Below are 15,215 nucleotides of genomic sequence, written 5' to 3'. Positions count from 1 at the left end.
CGATGCCCTGACGCCGCCGCGAGGCTCAACCCGCATCGAGCCGTCTCCGTAAATCGACGAGCGCCCGATAGGCCTTCTGAAGATGCTTCTCGACGGCGCTCAGGCTGATGCCGAGATCGGACGCGATCTCGCGCTGGCTGTCGCCCTTCAGACGGAAGCGGCGGAAGATCGTGTCGGTGCGGTCGCCGAGCTGGGCGAGCGCTTCCTGCGCGGCCTCGAGCTCGTCGCGGGCGAGAGCGCTCTGTTCCGCATCGGGGCGGTCGTCGGCAGGCTCGATCCCGGGTTCGGCGCCGCTCCAGTCGGCGTCGCGCCGGGCCTGGCGCTGCGTCGCGCGGCGGCGGTCGAGCATGAGATTGTTGGCGGCGCGATAGAGATAGGGGACCGGATCGCGGATCGGACCAGAGGCGCCGGCCGACGCCTTGATCCACATTTCCTGCAGCAGATCCTCGGCATCATCCCCCGCCCCGCGCGCGCGCAGAAAACGGAGCAGCGCCGGCCTGTGCACCAGGTAGACCTGCTCGAGCCCACCGGGGCTCCCGTCCATCTCGTCGCGAGCGCGCTCCACGGCACTCATGCGATTCCCCAATCTCCCCAAGTGCGCGCCAGTCCCACCTGCGCCATGAACGGCGGATGACTGACCGCGATCGCCATCAGCGATAGTTGAAGCTGATGCTAATTCGTGGCTCCTTGCCGGTGCCCGGCACGACCTCGTGACGCAGCCAGCTTTCCCACAGGAACAGTGTACCGGGCTGCGGCGCGGCGGTCACGAAGGTTTTGAGCGGCTCCGGCGCATCCTCGCGCCGGGTCGGCGCCGCCATCATCATCGGCAGCCGGGGATCCTCGAGCTTCAGCGGTCCCGCACCGGCGGGAACCGCGACATACACGGTGCCCGAGACGACGCTGTGAGGATGGATGTGCGCGCCATGCGCGCCGCCCGGCTTCAGGACGTTGACCCAGAGGCTGTCGAGCTTCAGGCGCCGTCCGCGAAGATCGAAGGCGCATTCGGCGGCGAAGGCGGCGACATGCCGGTTGAGCAGCCGCACCAGATCGGCGAAGCGCGGATCGCGAACCGGAAGATCGTTGAGCGACGCATAGGAGGTGTAGCCGCGATAGCCGTGCTCGCGCGACCAGCGCCGGCCGGCATCATCCTCGTCGGCAAGCGCGCGGCAGGCATCGTCGAGCTCCGCGACGAGGGTCGCATCGTCGAGCGCGCCCTCGTAGAACAGGGTCGCGAACAGGGATCGGCTGGACATCGCGCCCCGTTAGTCGAAGCGCGCGCCCGCGGATAGAGCGGGGATCGATCTCAGCCCTTGCGGCCGCTCCGGCGCCAGATCGGCGCGATCACCCGCGCCAGTGCAGCATTCCCGACGAACAGCAGATCGACGATCCCCGGCCCCTCGTCGGCGCCGATGGTGCGCTTGTAGCCGCTGTCGCCGGCGCCCCAGTCGACGATTGCAATGCCGCGCTCCATCGCCTCCACCAGGTTGCGATAATAAAGACATTTGCCGGGGCTGTGCTTGGCGAAACGCTCGTCATAGCTGTTGGCGATCGCATATTTGATGCTGCCGGCATCGAGATCGAAGGAGAAAGCGGCAGGGGCGCCGCCGATATAGAGGATCGCCGCGCGCATCGCTTCGGCGAGCACGGGATCGGCGGCAGCACCTTCCCAGACACGCCGATGGTGCGGGGCCATGAACTTGGCGTCGCTGCCGTCGGTCCGATCGGCGACCCAGCTCCGCCGCTCGATCTCGGCGAGATCGTCGAAGACCTCGGATGTCCAGCCCGCCCCGGAGACGAAGCGCCATTCGAGATCGCCGTGGGTGGCGAGATGCTTTTCGTGGAAGCGGTTCTTGCGCAGGGTCGATCCGCGCGGCCAGCTGCCATCCGCCTGCAGGCGATCGATGTCGAGCAGGAAGCTCGGTGCGATCCGGCGCGGCAACGGCGTCCAGCCGCTTCCCGCGCAGATACGGAGCAGCCGGATCAGGGTTGGATCATTCTCGTAGACCGGCCCCATACGCCAGACCGGCCCCAGCGCCTTTCGCACGGCGGAGGACGACAGCATGGCGGCAAGTTCCGAGTCGGCGATATCGGCGTCGACCGGGAAGCTGCGGAACGGCCAATAGCTGCCCGGCACCAGGCGCATGCCTGGCCACCGGGTGGGAGCCGTCGGCAGAGCGGCGATCACCGCACCGTCGGGACGCGCCGCGATCACCGTCCGCACGCCGGAATGTCCGGCGGCTTCGTACCAGGCGCGCCGGAGGAACAGATGGGCGGAGTCGGCGCGCGCGGCCGCAAGGTCGATCTCGTCCGGGACGCCCGCAACGATCGCGACATCGACGGCGACGGCGCTGGCAATGGGACGTGCGGCTTCCTGCATCTCGGGTCCTTCCGCGACGCCTTCTAGGCGCCAAAGGCTACCAGCCGGTAACCACGTCTCCATTTTCCGACGCGCCGCAGCCTCGCTGCCGGTTCAACGACGGCACGAAGCTCGCTAGGAGAGCGCTGCGCCGGGAGGAACAGCATGCAGCCGTACATCGATTTCGTGATGGAGCTCGATCGTCTGAAGGCTGTCACCCGCAAGGTGAAGCCGACGGGGCTCGACCGTTACGAGAACAGTGCCGAGCATAGCTGGCAGATCGCCCTGCTCGCCGCCGCGCTCGCCCCGCTGGCAGACGCGCCGGTCGACATCGACCGGGTCATCCGGATGCTGCTCGTCCACGACATCGGCGAGATCGACACCGGCGATACGATCGTCTTCGCCGAAGGCGGCTGGGAAGAGCGCAAGGCGGCGGAACAGGCCGCCGTCACCCGCATCTTCGGCCACCTGCCCGATGGCGGCGGCGACGGCTTTCTGGAACTGTGGCGCGAGTTCGAGGCGGCCGAGACTCCGGAAGCGCGCTTCGCCAACGCCGTCGATCGCGCGATGCCCGCCTTGCTCAACCTCGCCAACGAGGGCCAGAGCTGGCGGGAGAACGGCATTTCATATGCTCGGGTCGTTGCCCGCATCGGACCGCCGATCGAAGCGGGCTGCCCGGCGCTCTGGGCCTATATGGTGCCGCGGCTGGTGGAGGCGCGCGACAGAGGCTGGTTCGGCGCCTGACCCGGCACAAAGCATCAGGAACGCGTGCCGGACCGGAGCGGTTGATGCCGTCGAACCGGAAAGGAGTGCGACATGGCGAAGGACCTGAAGACCGGCGACCACGTGAAGTGGAAGAGCCACGGCGGCGAAGCGCACGGTGTCATCGAGAAGAAGCAGACCAGCGAGACCCACATCAAGAGTCACAAGGTGGCCGCCTCCAAGGACAACCCGCAGTTCATCGTCAAGACCAAGGAAGGCAAGCGCGCCGCGCACAAGCCGGAGGCGTTGACGAAGGAATAAGCAGGGCCGCCCCATGCCCCCTCCACGAAGGCGTGGATGGGGAGTTGAAGGCTCACGGAAAATCCTGCTCCGCGTGGCGCCGTTCGGAGCATGTTCTTGCGCCGATGCAGAGCTGTGCCGCAAGGACGATGCTAATTGATCCGGTGCAGCCGAGTAGATTGTCAACCCGGCGAGTAGACAATAGATTCCGCCGATGCGCATCGCTCCGTATCCCGAGTCCTGCAGGGCGCCGGCTCCGGCTTCGCCGGCCATGAAGCTTCTTTCCTGATGATCGAGCTCGACGACGTCACCAAGCGCTTTGCCGACGGAACGCGCGCGCTCGAGCGCGTGTCGCTGACGGTGCCGCGCGGCGCCGCGTTCGGCATCATCGGCCGGTCCGGCGCGGGCAAGTCGACCTTGCTCCGCCTGATCAACGGACTGGAGCGGCCGAGCGAAGGCGACGTCCGGGTCGACGGCATCTCCCTGCCCGGCCTTTCCGACGGCGGCCTACGCTCGCTGCGGCGACGCATCGGCATGATCTTCCAGTCCTTCGGCCTGCTCGATTCCCGGGACGTCGCCGGCAACGTAGCCTTGCCGCTCGAGCTGGCCGGGGTACCGCGGGCGGACCGGGAAGTCAGGGTCGCCGAGCTCCTTGCCCGGGTCGGCCTGTCCGACAAGGCGGCCTCTTATCCGAGCCGCCTCTCGGGCGGCCAGCGCCAGCGGGTCGGCATCGCCCGCGCGCTCGCCACCCGGCCCGACATCCTGCTCTGCGACGAAGCGACCAGCGCACTCGATCCGGAGACCACCCGATCGATCCTGGCCCTGCTGGGCGCGCTCAATCGCGAGCTTGGGCTGACGATCGTGCTGATCACCCATGAAATGGCGGTGGTACGCGCGGTCTGCGATCAGGTCGCGGTGCTCGAGGCCGGCCGGATCGTCGAGACCGGACCGGTGGCGAGCGTGTTCGGCGGCGCCCGCCACGACGCCACGCTCCGCCTGCTCGGGGAGGCGGGCCGATGAGCGGATTGTTCGCCAACATCGTCTGGAGCGATATCTGGCAGGCGACGCTGGATACGCTGGTGATGCTGGGTGCATCGCTGGCGCTGACGATTGCGCTCGGCATCCCGCTCGGCGTGCTGCTGTTCCTCACCGGCACCGGGCAGCTCGCCGAGAGCCGGCTGCTCAATCGGCTGATCGGCATGGCGGTCAACGTCCTGCGCTCGGTGCCGTTCGTCATCCTGCTGATCGTCATGATCCCGCTCACCCTGCTGGTGATGGGCACGTCGCTCGGTGTTGCCGGCGCGATCCCGCCATTGGTCGTCGGCGCCGCGCCCTTCTACGCGCGGCTGGTCGAAGGCGCGCTGCGCGAAGTGCCGCGCGTGACCGTCGAGGCGACCCAGGCGATGGGCGCGTCCAGGCTTCAGATCGTCGTCAAGGCGCTGCTTCCGGAAGCGCTGCCCGGGCTGATCGCGGGCGCGACCGTCACCGCCGTGGCTTTGGTGTCGTTCACCGCCATGGCCGGCGTGGTCGGCGCCGGCGGCCTCGGCGATCTCGCCATCCGCTACGGCTATCAGCGCTTCCAGACCGACGTGATGCTGGTCACCGTCGCGTTGATGGTCCTGCTCGTCCAGCTCATCCAGTTCGCCGGCGATCGTCTCGCCCGCCATTTCGATCATCGTTGAGGTTCATCATGTTCAGCCGCCGCACCCTGATCGCCCTCGCCTCCGGCGCCCTGCTCGCCGCTTGCGGCGGCGGCAACGACAAGGCCGATCCCAACGCGCTCAGCATCGCCGCAACCGCGGTGCCCCATGCCGAGATCCTCGAATTCGTGAAACCCGAACTCGCCGAGCAGGGGCTGCGGCTCGATATCCGGGTGTTCAACGATTATGTGCAGCCCAACCGGCAGGTCGATCAGGGGCAGATCGACGTCAATTTCTTCCAGACCAAGCCCTATCTCGATGAATTCAACGCCTCTCAGGGCACGAAGCTGGTCCCGATCGCCGGCGTCCATGTCGAGCCGCTCGGCGCCTATTCCCGCAGGTGGAAGCGCGGCCAGGAACTGCCGGCCGGCGCCAGCGTCGCCATCCCCAACGAGCCGAGCAATGGCGGCCGTGCCCTGCTGCTGCTCCAGAAAGCGGGACTGATCCAGCTTGCCGATCCGGCCAATCCGCTGGCCAGCCTCAAGGATATCAAGGCCAATCCGCGACAGCTGAAGTTCAAGGAACTCGAGGCCGCGACCCTTCCGCGCGTGCTCGGCGAGGTCGACCTGGCGCTGATCAACACCAATTATGCGCTCGACGCCAAGCTCAATCCCGTGCGCGACGCCTTGTTCATCGAGGACGGCAATTCGCCCTACACCAATTTCATCGTCGGCCGCCCCGGCAGCGAAAAGGATCCGCGCGTGCAGAAGCTGATCGCGGCGCTGCGCGCGCCGAATGTCCGCAGCTTCATCGAAAAGAAGTACCAGGGCGCGGTGCTTCCGGCCTTCTGAGGAACCGATCGATGCACGACACGTCCCTCAACGCTCCAGCCTCCTGGCGCCTCGGCATCGGCACGACCGGCGGCCAGGTGCTGCTCGGCATGATCGTCGGCCTGGCGCTGGGACTCGCGGCGCGGAGCACCGGCGCGCCGTGGCTGACGGAGACGCTGGCGACGATCGGCGCCATCTTCGTGCAATTGCTCAAGGCGATCGTGCCGCCGCTCGTGTTCACGGCGATCGTCGCGAGCATCGCCAATCTGCGTGCGGTCGCCGACGCGGCGCGGCTTGCGTGGAAGACCCTGCTCTGGTTCGCGATCACCGCCGCGATCGCGGTGGCGATCGGCCTCCTTCTCGGCACCCTGATCGCGCCCGGCAAGCACGCCGCGGTCGCCGCCAGCCTTGCCGCCGCGCCCGCGAGCCAGGGCGGCTGGACGGACTTCCTGAAGGGGATCGTGCCCGCCAACTTCCTCGGCCTCACTGCGACGACGAGCATCGGCGATCATGGCCCGACGACCACGCTCGGCATCAACGTCCTCCAACTGCTCGTCATCTCGGTCGCGATCGGCCTCGCGGCGGTGAAGAGCGGTGAGGCCGGCGCCCCGTTCCTCGCCTTCGTCCAGTCGGCCCTCGTCATCGTCCGCAAGATCCTGTGGTGGATCATTCGCCTGACCCCGGTCGGCACGGCCGGCCTCATCGGCACCGCCGTTGCACGCTACGGCTGGACCGCGCTTGCCGGGCTCGGCTGGTTCGCATTCGCCGTCTATCTCGGCCTCGCCCTCGTCCTGTTCGCGGTCTATCCGGCATTGCTGCGCCTGAACGGCATCCCGATCCGCCGCTTCTTCGCTGCCGCCTGGCCCGCGATCCAGCTCGGCTTTGTCACCCGCTCCTCGATCGGCACCCTGCCGGTGACCGAGGAGGTGACGATCGAACGGCTCGGCGTGCCCCGCGCTTATGCAAGCTTCGCAGTGCCGCTCGGCGCGACCACCAAGATGGACGGCTGCGCCGCGATCTATCCGGCGATCGCCGCATTGTTCGTCGCTCAATTCTACGGCGTCGCGCTTGGCCCGACCGACTATCTGCTGATCGCCCTCGTCTCCGTGCTCGGCTCCGCCGCCACCGCCGGCGTGACCGGCGCGACGGTGATGCTGACCCTCACGCTTTCGACGCTCGGCCTGCCGCTCGAAGGCGCCGGCCTTCTGCTCGCGATCGATCCGATCCTCGACATGGGCCGGACCGCGGTCAACGTCGCCGGGCAGATCCTGGTGCCGCTGATCGTCTCGACGCGCGAGCAGCTGTCCGAAGGGGCGGAGCCAGTGGTCGCGCCCGGCGCACCCGTGCTGGCACGCGGCCACTGAAGCGCTTCGCGCCAACTCCGCAACCTGCATCAAGGGCTTTCGAATAGCACGACCCTGATCGGAACAGTCTGACGGCTTTCCGGTTAGCCCTCCCGACAGCATTCGGGAGAGGCACCCATGACGGATCAGGCGCGGCTCGAACTCGTAGCGCGGTTCGAACACCAGGTCACCGGAGTCGCGGTTGCGGAGACCGGACGGATCTTCGTCAACTTTCCGCGCTGGACGGAGGATAACGAGGTCTCGGTGGCGGAACTGGTCGACGGCGAGCCTCGCCCCTATCCCGACGCGGCGTGGAACAGCTGGCGCAACGCCAGGAAGAACGAGATCAGCCCGAAGGACCATTTCGTCTGCGTCCAGTCGGTGGTCTGCGACGGGCGTGGATCCCTGTGGGTGCTCGATCCCGCAGCTCCGGCGACGGCTCATCTCGTCCCCGGCGGGGCCAAGCTGGTCCGCATCGACCTCGACACGGACACGGTCGCGCAGGTCATTGCCTTCGGCACCGACATCGCACCGGAGGGAAGCTACCTCAACGACATCGCTTCCACCCGGACGGGCGGCGCGCCTATCTGACCGATTCGGGCGCAACCGGCGCGCTGATCGCGCTCGATCTTGAGAGCGGCAGCGCCCGCCGGCTTCTCCATGGCCATCCGAGCACCCAGCCCGAGAAGATCGTCGTCACCCATCACGGGCGGCCGCTGCGCCGCTCTGACGGACGCGGTGCGGAATTCGCGGCGGACAGCATCGAGCTCTCTCCCGACGGCGACTACGTCTACTGGCAGGCCCTGACCGGCTACACGCTCTACCGGATCGCGACGTCGGCGCTCGACGATCGGGCGCTGTCGCCGGACGCGCTCGGCGACGCGGTGGAGGAAGTGGGCAAGACCGGAGTCTCGGACGGCTATTGGATGGATGCCGAGGGCCGGCTCTATCTCTCCGCGGCGGAGGAAGACGCAGTGAAGCGCCGGCTCCCCGACGGAACGATCGAGACGGTCGTCCAGGACGAGCGGCTGCGCTGGCCGGACAGCTTCGCCCAGGGCCCCGACGGGACGATCTACGTCACCTCCTCCCACATCATGGACAATGCGTGGTTCGACCCGGAGGCAGGCCCGACGACCCCGACCGAGCTCTGGCGCATCGCGCAAAGCTGAGGCGCGGCGGCATGGCCCACGCCGCTTGAACGACCACCCGAACAGGAGAGCGCAATGTCGATCGCCAAGATGATCTCGATGCACCCCGATGTCGGCGGCAACGTCAACGAACCGCTCGCGCTGGCGGTGCGCCACGCCTTGTTCTGCTCGGCGATCTGCACGAGCTGCGCCGATGCCTGCGCGGCCGAGGAGATGGTCGCCCACATGCGCCAGTGCATCCGCACCTGCTCCGATTGCGCCGACATCTGCACGGCCACGGCCCGGGTGGCGACGCGGCGCACCGGCAGCAACGAGATCGTGCTGCGCGAGATGCTCCAGCTCTGCATCACCGCCTGCGACATCTGTGCCGAGGAGTGCGCGCGCCACGAGGACGAGCATTGCCGGCTCTGCGCCGAGATGTGCCGCGAGACCGCCCGCGACTGCCGCGCTGCCGTCGAGACGCTGTGACCTTAGCGACCGGGGACCCGCGCTCGGACTGAGGTGGCCGAGATCGTCCACCTCGGCGCGCTCGCCGCGACTCCGGCGCGCTTCGTTCGCCTTGACCGCCAATGACGAGATCATTGCCGTCACGAGCGGAATTGCGGGCGAGTTCCAAGGCCTGTTGCGCTGCATCCGCCGGTAATCACGGCAACCGGTTTGCGATCCTATGCGATGGTCTTCCTCTCCTGCCGGGCATGAGCGTTTCAGCGTGCCGCCGCGCCGCCCGTCCCGAGTGGCGTGCCCGCGCCAAGCCGGCATGAACCTGACGCACGGCGGACGGTTGAGCCGGCACCGTGAGGAAAGGATGCGCGTGACGGACGAAGTGGATGTGGTGATCGTCGGGGCGGGTGCCTCGGGGATCGCGGCTGGGCGGCGGCTGGCGGGCAGCGGGCTGCATTTCCTGATCGCCGAGGCCGGCACGCGGGTCGGCGGGCGGGCGCTGACCGTAGACGCGGAGGGAGTGAGGCTCGACCTGGGGTGTGGTTGGCTCCATTCGGGAGACCGCAACCCGTGGACCCGCCTGGCGCAGGACCGGGGCGCCGTCATCGACCGGACGCCCTCCGCCTGGGGGCGCCAATTCGCCGATCTCGGCTTCACGCCCCACGAACAGGAGGCGGCGGGCGCGGCCTTCGAAACGTTCGACCGTCGCCTCCGGGAAGCGCCGCCGGCGAGCGATTGCGCAGCGGACGCACTCGACCCGGACTGTCCGTGGAACGCCTATATCGAGGCGCTCAGCGGCTACATCAACGGGGTTGGCCTCGCCCGGCTCTCCGTCAGCGATTACCTCGCTTACGAGGCCGCGGACACCGGCGTGAACTGGCGGCTGCCGGACGGCTACGCCACTCTGATCGCGAGCGCCGCCGCGGACCTTCCGATCGCTCTCGATACTGCGGTGACCCGGATCGATCGCGGCGGGCCGCGCCTGCACATTTCCACGTCCAGAGGTGACCTGTCGGCCCGGGCCGCAATCGTCGCAGTACCGACCTCGATCCTCGCCCGGGGCGACATTGCATTCGCTCCTGCGCTGGACGACATGTTGGACGCAGCCGCGCGCCTGCCGCTCGGCCTCGCCAACAAATTGTTTCTCGCCCTCGACGGCAGCGAGGACGTTCCAGCGGATTGCCACCTGCTCGGCAACCCGCACCGCGCGGAAACCGGCAGCTATTATCTCCGTCCGTTCGGCCGTCCGCTGATCGAAGCCTTTTACGGCGGAGTCGGCGCGGAGACGCTCGAGGATGACGCGGCCGCGCGATGGCCGCCTTTGCGGTCGAGGAATTGACGGCTCTGTTCGGAAGCGGGTTCGGCGCCCGGCTGCGACCGCTTGCCGCGTCGGCGTGGGGCGCCGAGCGCCTTGCCTGCGGCTCCTACAGCCATGCCTTGCCCGGCCATGCCGCCGCCCGCACGATCCTTGCGGCGCCGGTCGACGACCGCCTGTTCTTCGCGGGCGAGGCCTGCTCGGCGGAAGATTTCTCCACCGCGCACGGCGCCTTCGAGGCCGGCGTGCGGGCCGCCGAACAGGCGCTCAGCTGCGCGGCGGTTCGCGGCCGCTGTCGAGCGCCCAGCGGGTGATCGCGGCGACGCTGCGAAGGCCCGCCCGCACCGCGGGACGCTGGTGCTCCGGAACGGACAGCCGATGCATCCGCGCCGCCCACGACGGAAGCAGGTCGATGCTCGCGCGGGTGACCAGTTCACGATAGGGCACCAGCGCCAAGGAAGGCGCCGGCTGGCCGAGGATCGCCCTGGCGACATCGTCGGTGCGGTGATCGAACAGCAGATGAGGCCGAACCTGCTCGAGATAGCGCGCCACCTCGCGCCGGCTTTGCGGGATATGCCCGGCGCCAAGGCGCTCCGCAGTGCGCGCGGATTCGACATAATAAAGATCCTGCGCGGCACCGGACATCCCGGGATTCCGGTAGCGAAGATAAGCGGCAAGGAAGCTGCTCGCACCGGCGACGTGGACCCAGGTGAGAAGATCGGGGTCGTTCGCAGAATAGGTGCGACCGTCCGGCAATCGGCCATGCACATGATCGTGGATCAACCGAATTCGTCCGATCATCTGCTCGGCCTCACTCTGCATGCCATAGGTGGTCACCGAGATGAACTGGGCGGTGCGGCGCAGGCGGCCCGACATGTCGGCCCTGAAATTCGAATGGTCCCACACGCCCGCGAGAGCGCCCGGGTGCAGCATCTGCAGCAGCAGACCCGATATGCCGCCCACCAGCATAGTGGTGAAATCGCCGTGCACCTCGCGGGACACCGCGTGCGGGGCAAGGAAGGACGGGCCACTCGGCGGCGGCGCGGGCCTCGCCTGGGTTTCCGTCGGACCGACCAGTCGTTGCACCTGGCCCTGGATCGCGCGCTGAAGAGTCTGCATCTGCCAATCACAAGTGCGGAGGCGAAATGCTGTCCGCCGGAGAGGAACCTACCAGCCGCACCTTGGTTCACTTCGCAACACCATGCACCAGCCCGAAAATGTGAAGTCGTACAGCACAAAGGCCGTGGTGATGAACGATCCCAGGAACATGAGGAGGAGCAATTGGCAGGCTTTCTACTCAGCGGAGACAATCAAGGACGTGACGGCGATACTTTGCAACGCACCCTGATCGGTGCGGCTGCAGTCGCCGCTGCGGCAGGCGTCGCTCTCTATGTTGGGCGCAAGCTCAGCGGGGCGCCCGAAGGTCCGCTGCTCAGCGATGCACCCGCGTCCACCCTTCGCGGCGGACGCAAACCGGATCCGGCGCTGGTCGGACGAACGGTGACGATCAACCGCTCCGCCCAGGAGCTCTACGATTTCTGGCGAAACTTCGAGAATCTGACTCAGTTCATGGACAATGTCCGCTCGGTCGAGACGCTCGACGGCGGACGCTCGCACTGGACGATCGCCGGCCCTGCGGGCACCGAGGTGAAGTTCGTCAGCCGGATCACCGAGGATCAGCCCGGACGCGTGATCGCCTGGGAATCCGAGGAAGGCGCCGACGTTCGCAACACCGGCCGGATCGAGTTCATCGATGCCGCGCCCGGCCGGGGCACGATGGTGCGCGCGACGATCACCTACGATCCGCCGGCCGGCGCGATCGGGCGTGCGGTCGCCAAGGTCCTGCAGCGGGAGCCGAACGTCCAGGCGCGCCGCGACCTTCGCCGGTTCAAGCAGCTGATGGAAACCGGCGAGGTCACCAGTTCCGCAAGCCCGTCCGGCCGCCGCTCGGAAGACCCGACCAAGCAATATCTGTAATCAGGAGCAGACCCGCATGCGTGCACTCACCTGGCATGGGCGCCACGACGTCCGCGTCGACACCGTTCCCGATCCCGAGATCGTCAATCCGCGCGACGTGATCATCAAGATCACCTCGACCGCGATCTGCGGATCGGACCTCCATCTGTTCGACGGCTACATTCCGACGATGCGCGCCGGCGACATTCTCGGCCATGAAAATATGGGCGAAGTGGTCGAGGTCGGCGCCAAGAGCCCGCTGAAGAAGGGCCAGCGCGTCGTCATCCCGTTCACGGTCAGCTGCGGCAGCTGCTATTTCTGCGGCAAGCAGCAATTCTCCGCCTGCGACAATTCCAACCCGGCCACCACCTCCGACATGTCGGAGACGCTCTACGGCTATCCGATGGGCGGCGCATTCGGTTACGCCCACCTCACCGGCGGCTATGCCGGCGGCCAGGCCGAATATCTGCGCGTCCCCTATTCCGATGTCGGCCCGGTCGTCATTCCGGACGGCATTTCGGACGATCAGGTGCTGTTCCTGTCCGACATCCTTCCCACGGGGTGGATGGCCGCCGAGAATGCCGAGATCGAGCCGGGCGACACCGTCGCCGTGTGGGGCTGCGGCCCCGTCGGCCTGTTCGCGATCCAGTCGGCGTTCCTGATGGGTGCGCACCGGGTGATTGCGATCGATCATTTCCCGCGGCGGCTGGAGCTTGCCAAGCAGCTCGGCGCCGAGATCCTGCATTTCCGCGAGGTCAACGTCCGCGAAGCCTTGTGGGAAATGACGGGCGGAATCGGCCCGGATGCCTGTATCGATTGCGTCGGCATGGAGGCGCACGGCCTCGGCATCGACAACATCCTGGACACCGTGAAGGCGCACACCTTCCTCGGCACCGATCGCCCGGCCGCCTTCCGTCAGGCGATCCTGTCGTGCCGCAAGGGCGGCCGCGTGTCCGTGCCGGGCGTCTATGGCGGGATGATGGACAAGTTCCCGATCGGCGCCTTCATGGAAAAGGGGCTGACGATGAAGACCGGCCAGACCCATGTGCAGAAATATACCGGCCAGTTGCTGCGCATGATCGAGGAAGGAAAGATCGATACGACCTTCATGATCTCGCACCATGCCAGCCTGGAAGACGGGCCGGACATGTACCGTCACTGGCACGATCACCAGGACACCTACACCAAGATCATCTTGAAACCCGGCCTCGAAAAGGGCGCGGTGCAAACCCAGCAGGAGAAGATCCATGAGCCAGCCTAAGCTCGCCATCGTCACCGGCGCCTCGACCGGCATCGGCCTAGAACTCGCCAAACTGGCAGCTCAGGACGGCTACGACCTCGTCATCGCCGCCGACACGCCGCTGGTCGACGCATCGTCGTCCTTGAGCGGCTACGGCGTCCAGGTCCAGAATGTCGAAGCCGATCTGTCGACCTTCGAAGGCGTCGACCGCCTGCTCGCCGCGACCGGCGGCCGCCAGGTGGACGCGCTGTTCGCCAATGCCGGGCACGGCCTCGGCCACGCCTTCCTCGATCAGGATCCGGCCGAATGGCGCCATGTGGTGGACACCAACATCACCGGCACCGTCTATCTGATCCAGAAGGTGGCGAAACAGATGGTGGCGCGCGACGAGGGCCGTATCCTGATCACCGGTTCGATCGCCGGCCACATCGCCGGTGCCTTCCAGGCGGTGTATAACGGCACCAAGGCGTTCATCGACAGCTTCTCCGACGCGCTCGTCAACGAGCTCAAGGACACCAATGTCACGGTCACCTGTCTGAAGCCCGGCGCCACCGAAACCGAATTCTTCGAGCGCGCCGGCATGGAAGACACCAAGGTCGGTCAAGCGAAGAAGGACGACCCGGCCGACGTTGCAAAAACCGGCTACGACGCGCTGATGAAGGGCGACCGCAGCGTCATCTACGGCCTCAAGAACAAGCTCCAGGTCGCCGGCGCAAGCGTGCTCGGAGGCGGCGTTTCGGCCGCCATGCACCGTGCCCAGGCGGAGCCCGGCAGCGGCGACGACTGAGCGTGGCGCGTTCGTGGCGCCGCCGAGGCGGTGCGATACGGATGCGAAATCGAGGCGCAAGGAAGGGGCGCCAGACGGGTCGGGCTTGCCCTCGCCCTGTCTTCCGCCCGCAAGCGAGAGGCTCCGGAGCTTTTGCTCCGGGGCCCTTCTTGTGCGCATCCAAAAAGCACGGACTACCAAGCGGAAGCCCCGTTCGGGCTGAGCCCGTCGAAGCCCTCATGTTCCTTTGCTGGAGGGGTGAAAGAGAAGGCTTCGACAAGCTCAGCCCGAACGGAGATATGCTTAGGGATCCTTCTCGTCAGGCTTTCCCCTGGCCCTAGGTCCCCCGAACACGCTTTGTGTCGGACTCCGTCGATCGGAGAGAATCGTGGCTAAGCGGGAGTAGCATGAAGCGGCCATGCCGGCGCCATTGATCCCGCCCACGGAAGAGAAGACCCGAATTCTGTTTGTTACTGCCGTTTGTCCGTGGCACCGCGTCGGACCGGCTACGTTCATCCACGGCGACACAGACTGTCACCAACGAGGCGATTCCTTGAAGAGCCTGGTGCCTGGAGATCGATCCATCGGATCGAGCCGACGTGGAGAGAAGGGATTTTCGTGAGCCTGCCGTTCGGAATTGCCGCCGCCCTTCTTCTCGTCTCCGCCGCGGCCGTCGCCCAGGATGCCGATCCAGATCTGCCCGAGCGTGCCACCAGCCTCGTGGTCTATGGCGACGATCCTTGCCCCAAGGCCCAGGATGAAGAGGAGATCGTGGTCTGCGCCCGGCGGCCGGAGACGGAACGCTATCGCATTCCCAAGGAATTCCGGAAGAACAAGGACGAGCGCGGATCGGTCGCCTGGGGCGCGCGCTTCGACCAACTGGAGGAAGCGACCCGTTACACGCGGCCGAACAGTTGTTCGGTCGTCGGCAGCTGGGGCCAGACCGGCTGCTGGAACATGAACATCCGCAACTGGAGCTCAGAGCGGCGGGCGATGCAGGTCGAGAGAAACTCGATTCCCTGACGGAGCGCGCCGTCCCCTCGGCCACGAGCTAGAGCATGATCATCTTAGACTGAAGCATATCCGCTGTTTGCGAGGTAGTTTGCGCATTCGACGGGGTCGAAGCAGTCGAGGAGGGTTCCGATGCGCTTCCAGCAGGCTTCGACGGTGCGCTCCTC

The 15,215-nt window shown here is 67.1% G+C and carries 19 protein-coding genes and 1 pseudogene; 15 read left to right on the top strand and 5 right to left on the bottom strand.

From position 1 onward, the window contains the following. Positions 1-25 precede the first annotated feature (25 nt). The 3 genes from C7I55_RS25630 to C7I55_RS25620 all read right to left on the bottom strand — a co-directional run bounded on the left by C7I55_RS25630 (position 26) and on the right by C7I55_RS25620 (position 2,377). The gene (locus tag C7I55_RS25630; protein ID WP_233222417.1) at positions 26-574 is read right to left on the bottom strand and encodes an RNA polymerase sigma factor; all 549 of its coding nucleotides are present in this window, start codon (positions 572-574) and stop codon (positions 26-28) included. Between the two features lie 76 nt (positions 575-650). Beyond that, positions 651-1,253: a TIGR02466 family protein gene (locus C7I55_RS25625; protein WP_106515902.1), complete on the bottom strand. Its 603-nt coding sequence runs from the start codon at positions 1,251-1,253 to the stop codon at positions 651-653. 50 nt (positions 1,254-1,303) lie between these two features. After that, entirely contained in the window at positions 1,304-2,377 is a 1,074-nt protein-coding gene (locus C7I55_RS25620) for a GNAT family N-acetyltransferase (RefSeq protein ID WP_158266591.1), read from the bottom strand. 144 nt (positions 2,378-2,521) lie between these two features. On the opposite strand from C7I55_RS25620, the gene C7I55_RS25615 reads away from it, so the two are divergent. The 11 genes from C7I55_RS25615 (at position 2,522) to C7I55_RS29075 (ending at position 10,389) form a co-directional block, all read left to right on the top strand. Beyond that, the gene (locus C7I55_RS25615) at positions 2,522-3,100 is read left to right on the top strand and encodes an HD domain-containing protein (RefSeq protein WP_106515900.1); all 579 of its coding nucleotides are present in this window, start codon (positions 2,522-2,524) and stop codon (positions 3,098-3,100) included. A 72-nt stretch (positions 3,101-3,172) separates the two neighbouring features. Next, on the top strand, positions 3,173-3,379 hold the full coding sequence (locus C7I55_RS25610; RefSeq protein ID WP_106515899.1) for a hypervirulence associated TUDOR domain-containing protein: 207 nt from the start codon (positions 3,173-3,175) through the stop codon (positions 3,377-3,379). Positions 3,380-3,646: 267 nt separating this feature from the next. Beyond that, positions 3,647-4,378 (top strand): methionine ABC transporter ATP-binding protein, encoded by a 732-nt coding sequence (locus C7I55_RS25605; RefSeq protein WP_106515898.1) that lies wholly within the window; start codon positions 3,647-3,649, stop codon positions 4,376-4,378. After that, positions 4,375-5,040: a methionine ABC transporter permease gene (locus C7I55_RS25600; RefSeq protein ID WP_106515897.1), complete on the top strand. Its 666-nt coding sequence runs from the start codon at positions 4,375-4,377 to the stop codon at positions 5,038-5,040. The genes C7I55_RS25605 and C7I55_RS25600 overlap by 4 nt, the downstream gene beginning before the upstream one ends. 8 nt (positions 5,041-5,048) lie before the next feature. Next, positions 5,049-5,849: a MetQ/NlpA family ABC transporter substrate-binding protein gene (locus tag C7I55_RS25595; protein WP_106515896.1), complete on the top strand. Its 801-nt coding sequence runs from the start codon at positions 5,049-5,051 to the stop codon at positions 5,847-5,849. 11 nt (positions 5,850-5,860) lie between these two features. Then, entirely contained in the window at positions 5,861-7,192 is a 1,332-nt protein-coding gene (locus C7I55_RS25590) for a dicarboxylate/amino acid:cation symporter (RefSeq protein WP_199193080.1), read from the top strand. Positions 7,193-7,309: 117 nt separating this feature from the next. Further along, positions 7,310-7,762 (top strand): major royal jelly family protein, encoded by a 453-nt coding sequence (locus C7I55_RS29080; protein ID WP_233222416.1) that lies wholly within the window; start codon positions 7,310-7,312, stop codon positions 7,760-7,762. After that, the gene (locus C7I55_RS25585) at positions 7,759-8,340 is read left to right on the top strand and encodes an SMP-30/gluconolactonase/LRE family protein (RefSeq protein WP_233222426.1); all 582 of its coding nucleotides are present in this window, start codon (positions 7,759-7,761) and stop codon (positions 8,338-8,340) included. The genes C7I55_RS29080 and C7I55_RS25585 overlap by 4 nt, the downstream gene beginning before the upstream one ends. Before the next feature lie 54 nt (positions 8,341-8,394). Beyond that, on the top strand, positions 8,395-8,787 hold the full coding sequence (locus C7I55_RS25580) for a four-helix bundle copper-binding protein (protein WP_106515895.1): 393 nt from the start codon (positions 8,395-8,397) through the stop codon (positions 8,785-8,787). Positions 8,788-9,130: 343 nt separating this feature from the next. After that, complete coding sequence (locus tag C7I55_RS25575; protein WP_233222415.1) at positions 9,131-10,099, top strand: flavin monoamine oxidase family protein; 969 nt, start codon at positions 9,131-9,133, stop codon at positions 10,097-10,099. Then, on the top strand, positions 10,072-10,389 hold the full coding sequence (locus C7I55_RS29075; RefSeq protein ID WP_233222414.1) for an FAD-dependent oxidoreductase: 318 nt from the start codon (positions 10,072-10,074) through the stop codon (positions 10,387-10,389). Before C7I55_RS25575 ends, C7I55_RS29075 begins: the two co-directional genes overlap by 28 nt. Here the strand turns inward: C7I55_RS29075 and C7I55_RS25570 are convergent. Beyond that, entirely contained in the window at positions 10,343-11,194 is an 852-nt protein-coding gene (locus C7I55_RS25570) for an oxygenase MpaB family protein (RefSeq protein WP_106515894.1), read from the bottom strand. The genes C7I55_RS29075 and C7I55_RS25570 overlap by 47 nt on opposite strands. Positions 11,195-11,503: 309 nt before the next feature. Here C7I55_RS25570 and C7I55_RS25565 point away from each other — a divergent pair, with 309 nt between their 5' ends. From C7I55_RS25565 to C7I55_RS25550, 4 genes are all read left to right on the top strand, one after another. Then, positions 11,504-12,052 (top strand): SRPBCC family protein, encoded by a 549-nt coding sequence (locus tag C7I55_RS25565; protein ID WP_106516014.1) that lies wholly within the window; start codon positions 11,504-11,506, stop codon positions 12,050-12,052. A 16-nt stretch (positions 12,053-12,068) separates the two neighbouring features. Beyond that, complete coding sequence (locus tag C7I55_RS25560) at positions 12,069-13,292, top strand: zinc-dependent alcohol dehydrogenase (protein ID WP_106515893.1); 1,224 nt, start codon at positions 12,069-12,071, stop codon at positions 13,290-13,292. After that, positions 13,279-14,058 carry an SDR family NAD(P)-dependent oxidoreductase gene (locus C7I55_RS25555; RefSeq protein WP_106515892.1) on the top strand — a complete coding sequence of 260 codons (780 nt, stop codon included), beginning with the start codon at positions 13,279-13,281 and terminating at the stop codon, positions 14,056-14,058. Before C7I55_RS25560 ends, C7I55_RS25555 begins: the two co-directional genes overlap by 14 nt. Before the next feature lie 597 nt (positions 14,059-14,655). After that, positions 14,656-15,060, top strand: a complete 405-nt coding sequence (locus C7I55_RS25550; RefSeq protein ID WP_233222413.1) for a hypothetical protein — start codon at positions 14,656-14,658, stop codon at positions 15,058-15,060. A 44-nt stretch (positions 15,061-15,104) separates the two neighbouring features. Here the strand turns inward: C7I55_RS25550 and C7I55_RS28595 are convergent. Beyond that, positions 15,105-15,215 (bottom strand): annotated as a pseudogene (locus tag C7I55_RS28595) (IS630 family transposase); the annotation flags it as partial.

This window comes from Allosphingosinicella deserti (assembly GCF_003012735.1).
Lineage (GTDB): Bacteria > Pseudomonadota > Alphaproteobacteria > Sphingomonadales > Sphingomonadaceae > Allosphingosinicella > Allosphingosinicella deserti.
The sequence above is the reverse complement of the archived record's forward strand: the minus strand, read 5'-3'. Positions and strand labels throughout refer to the sequence as shown.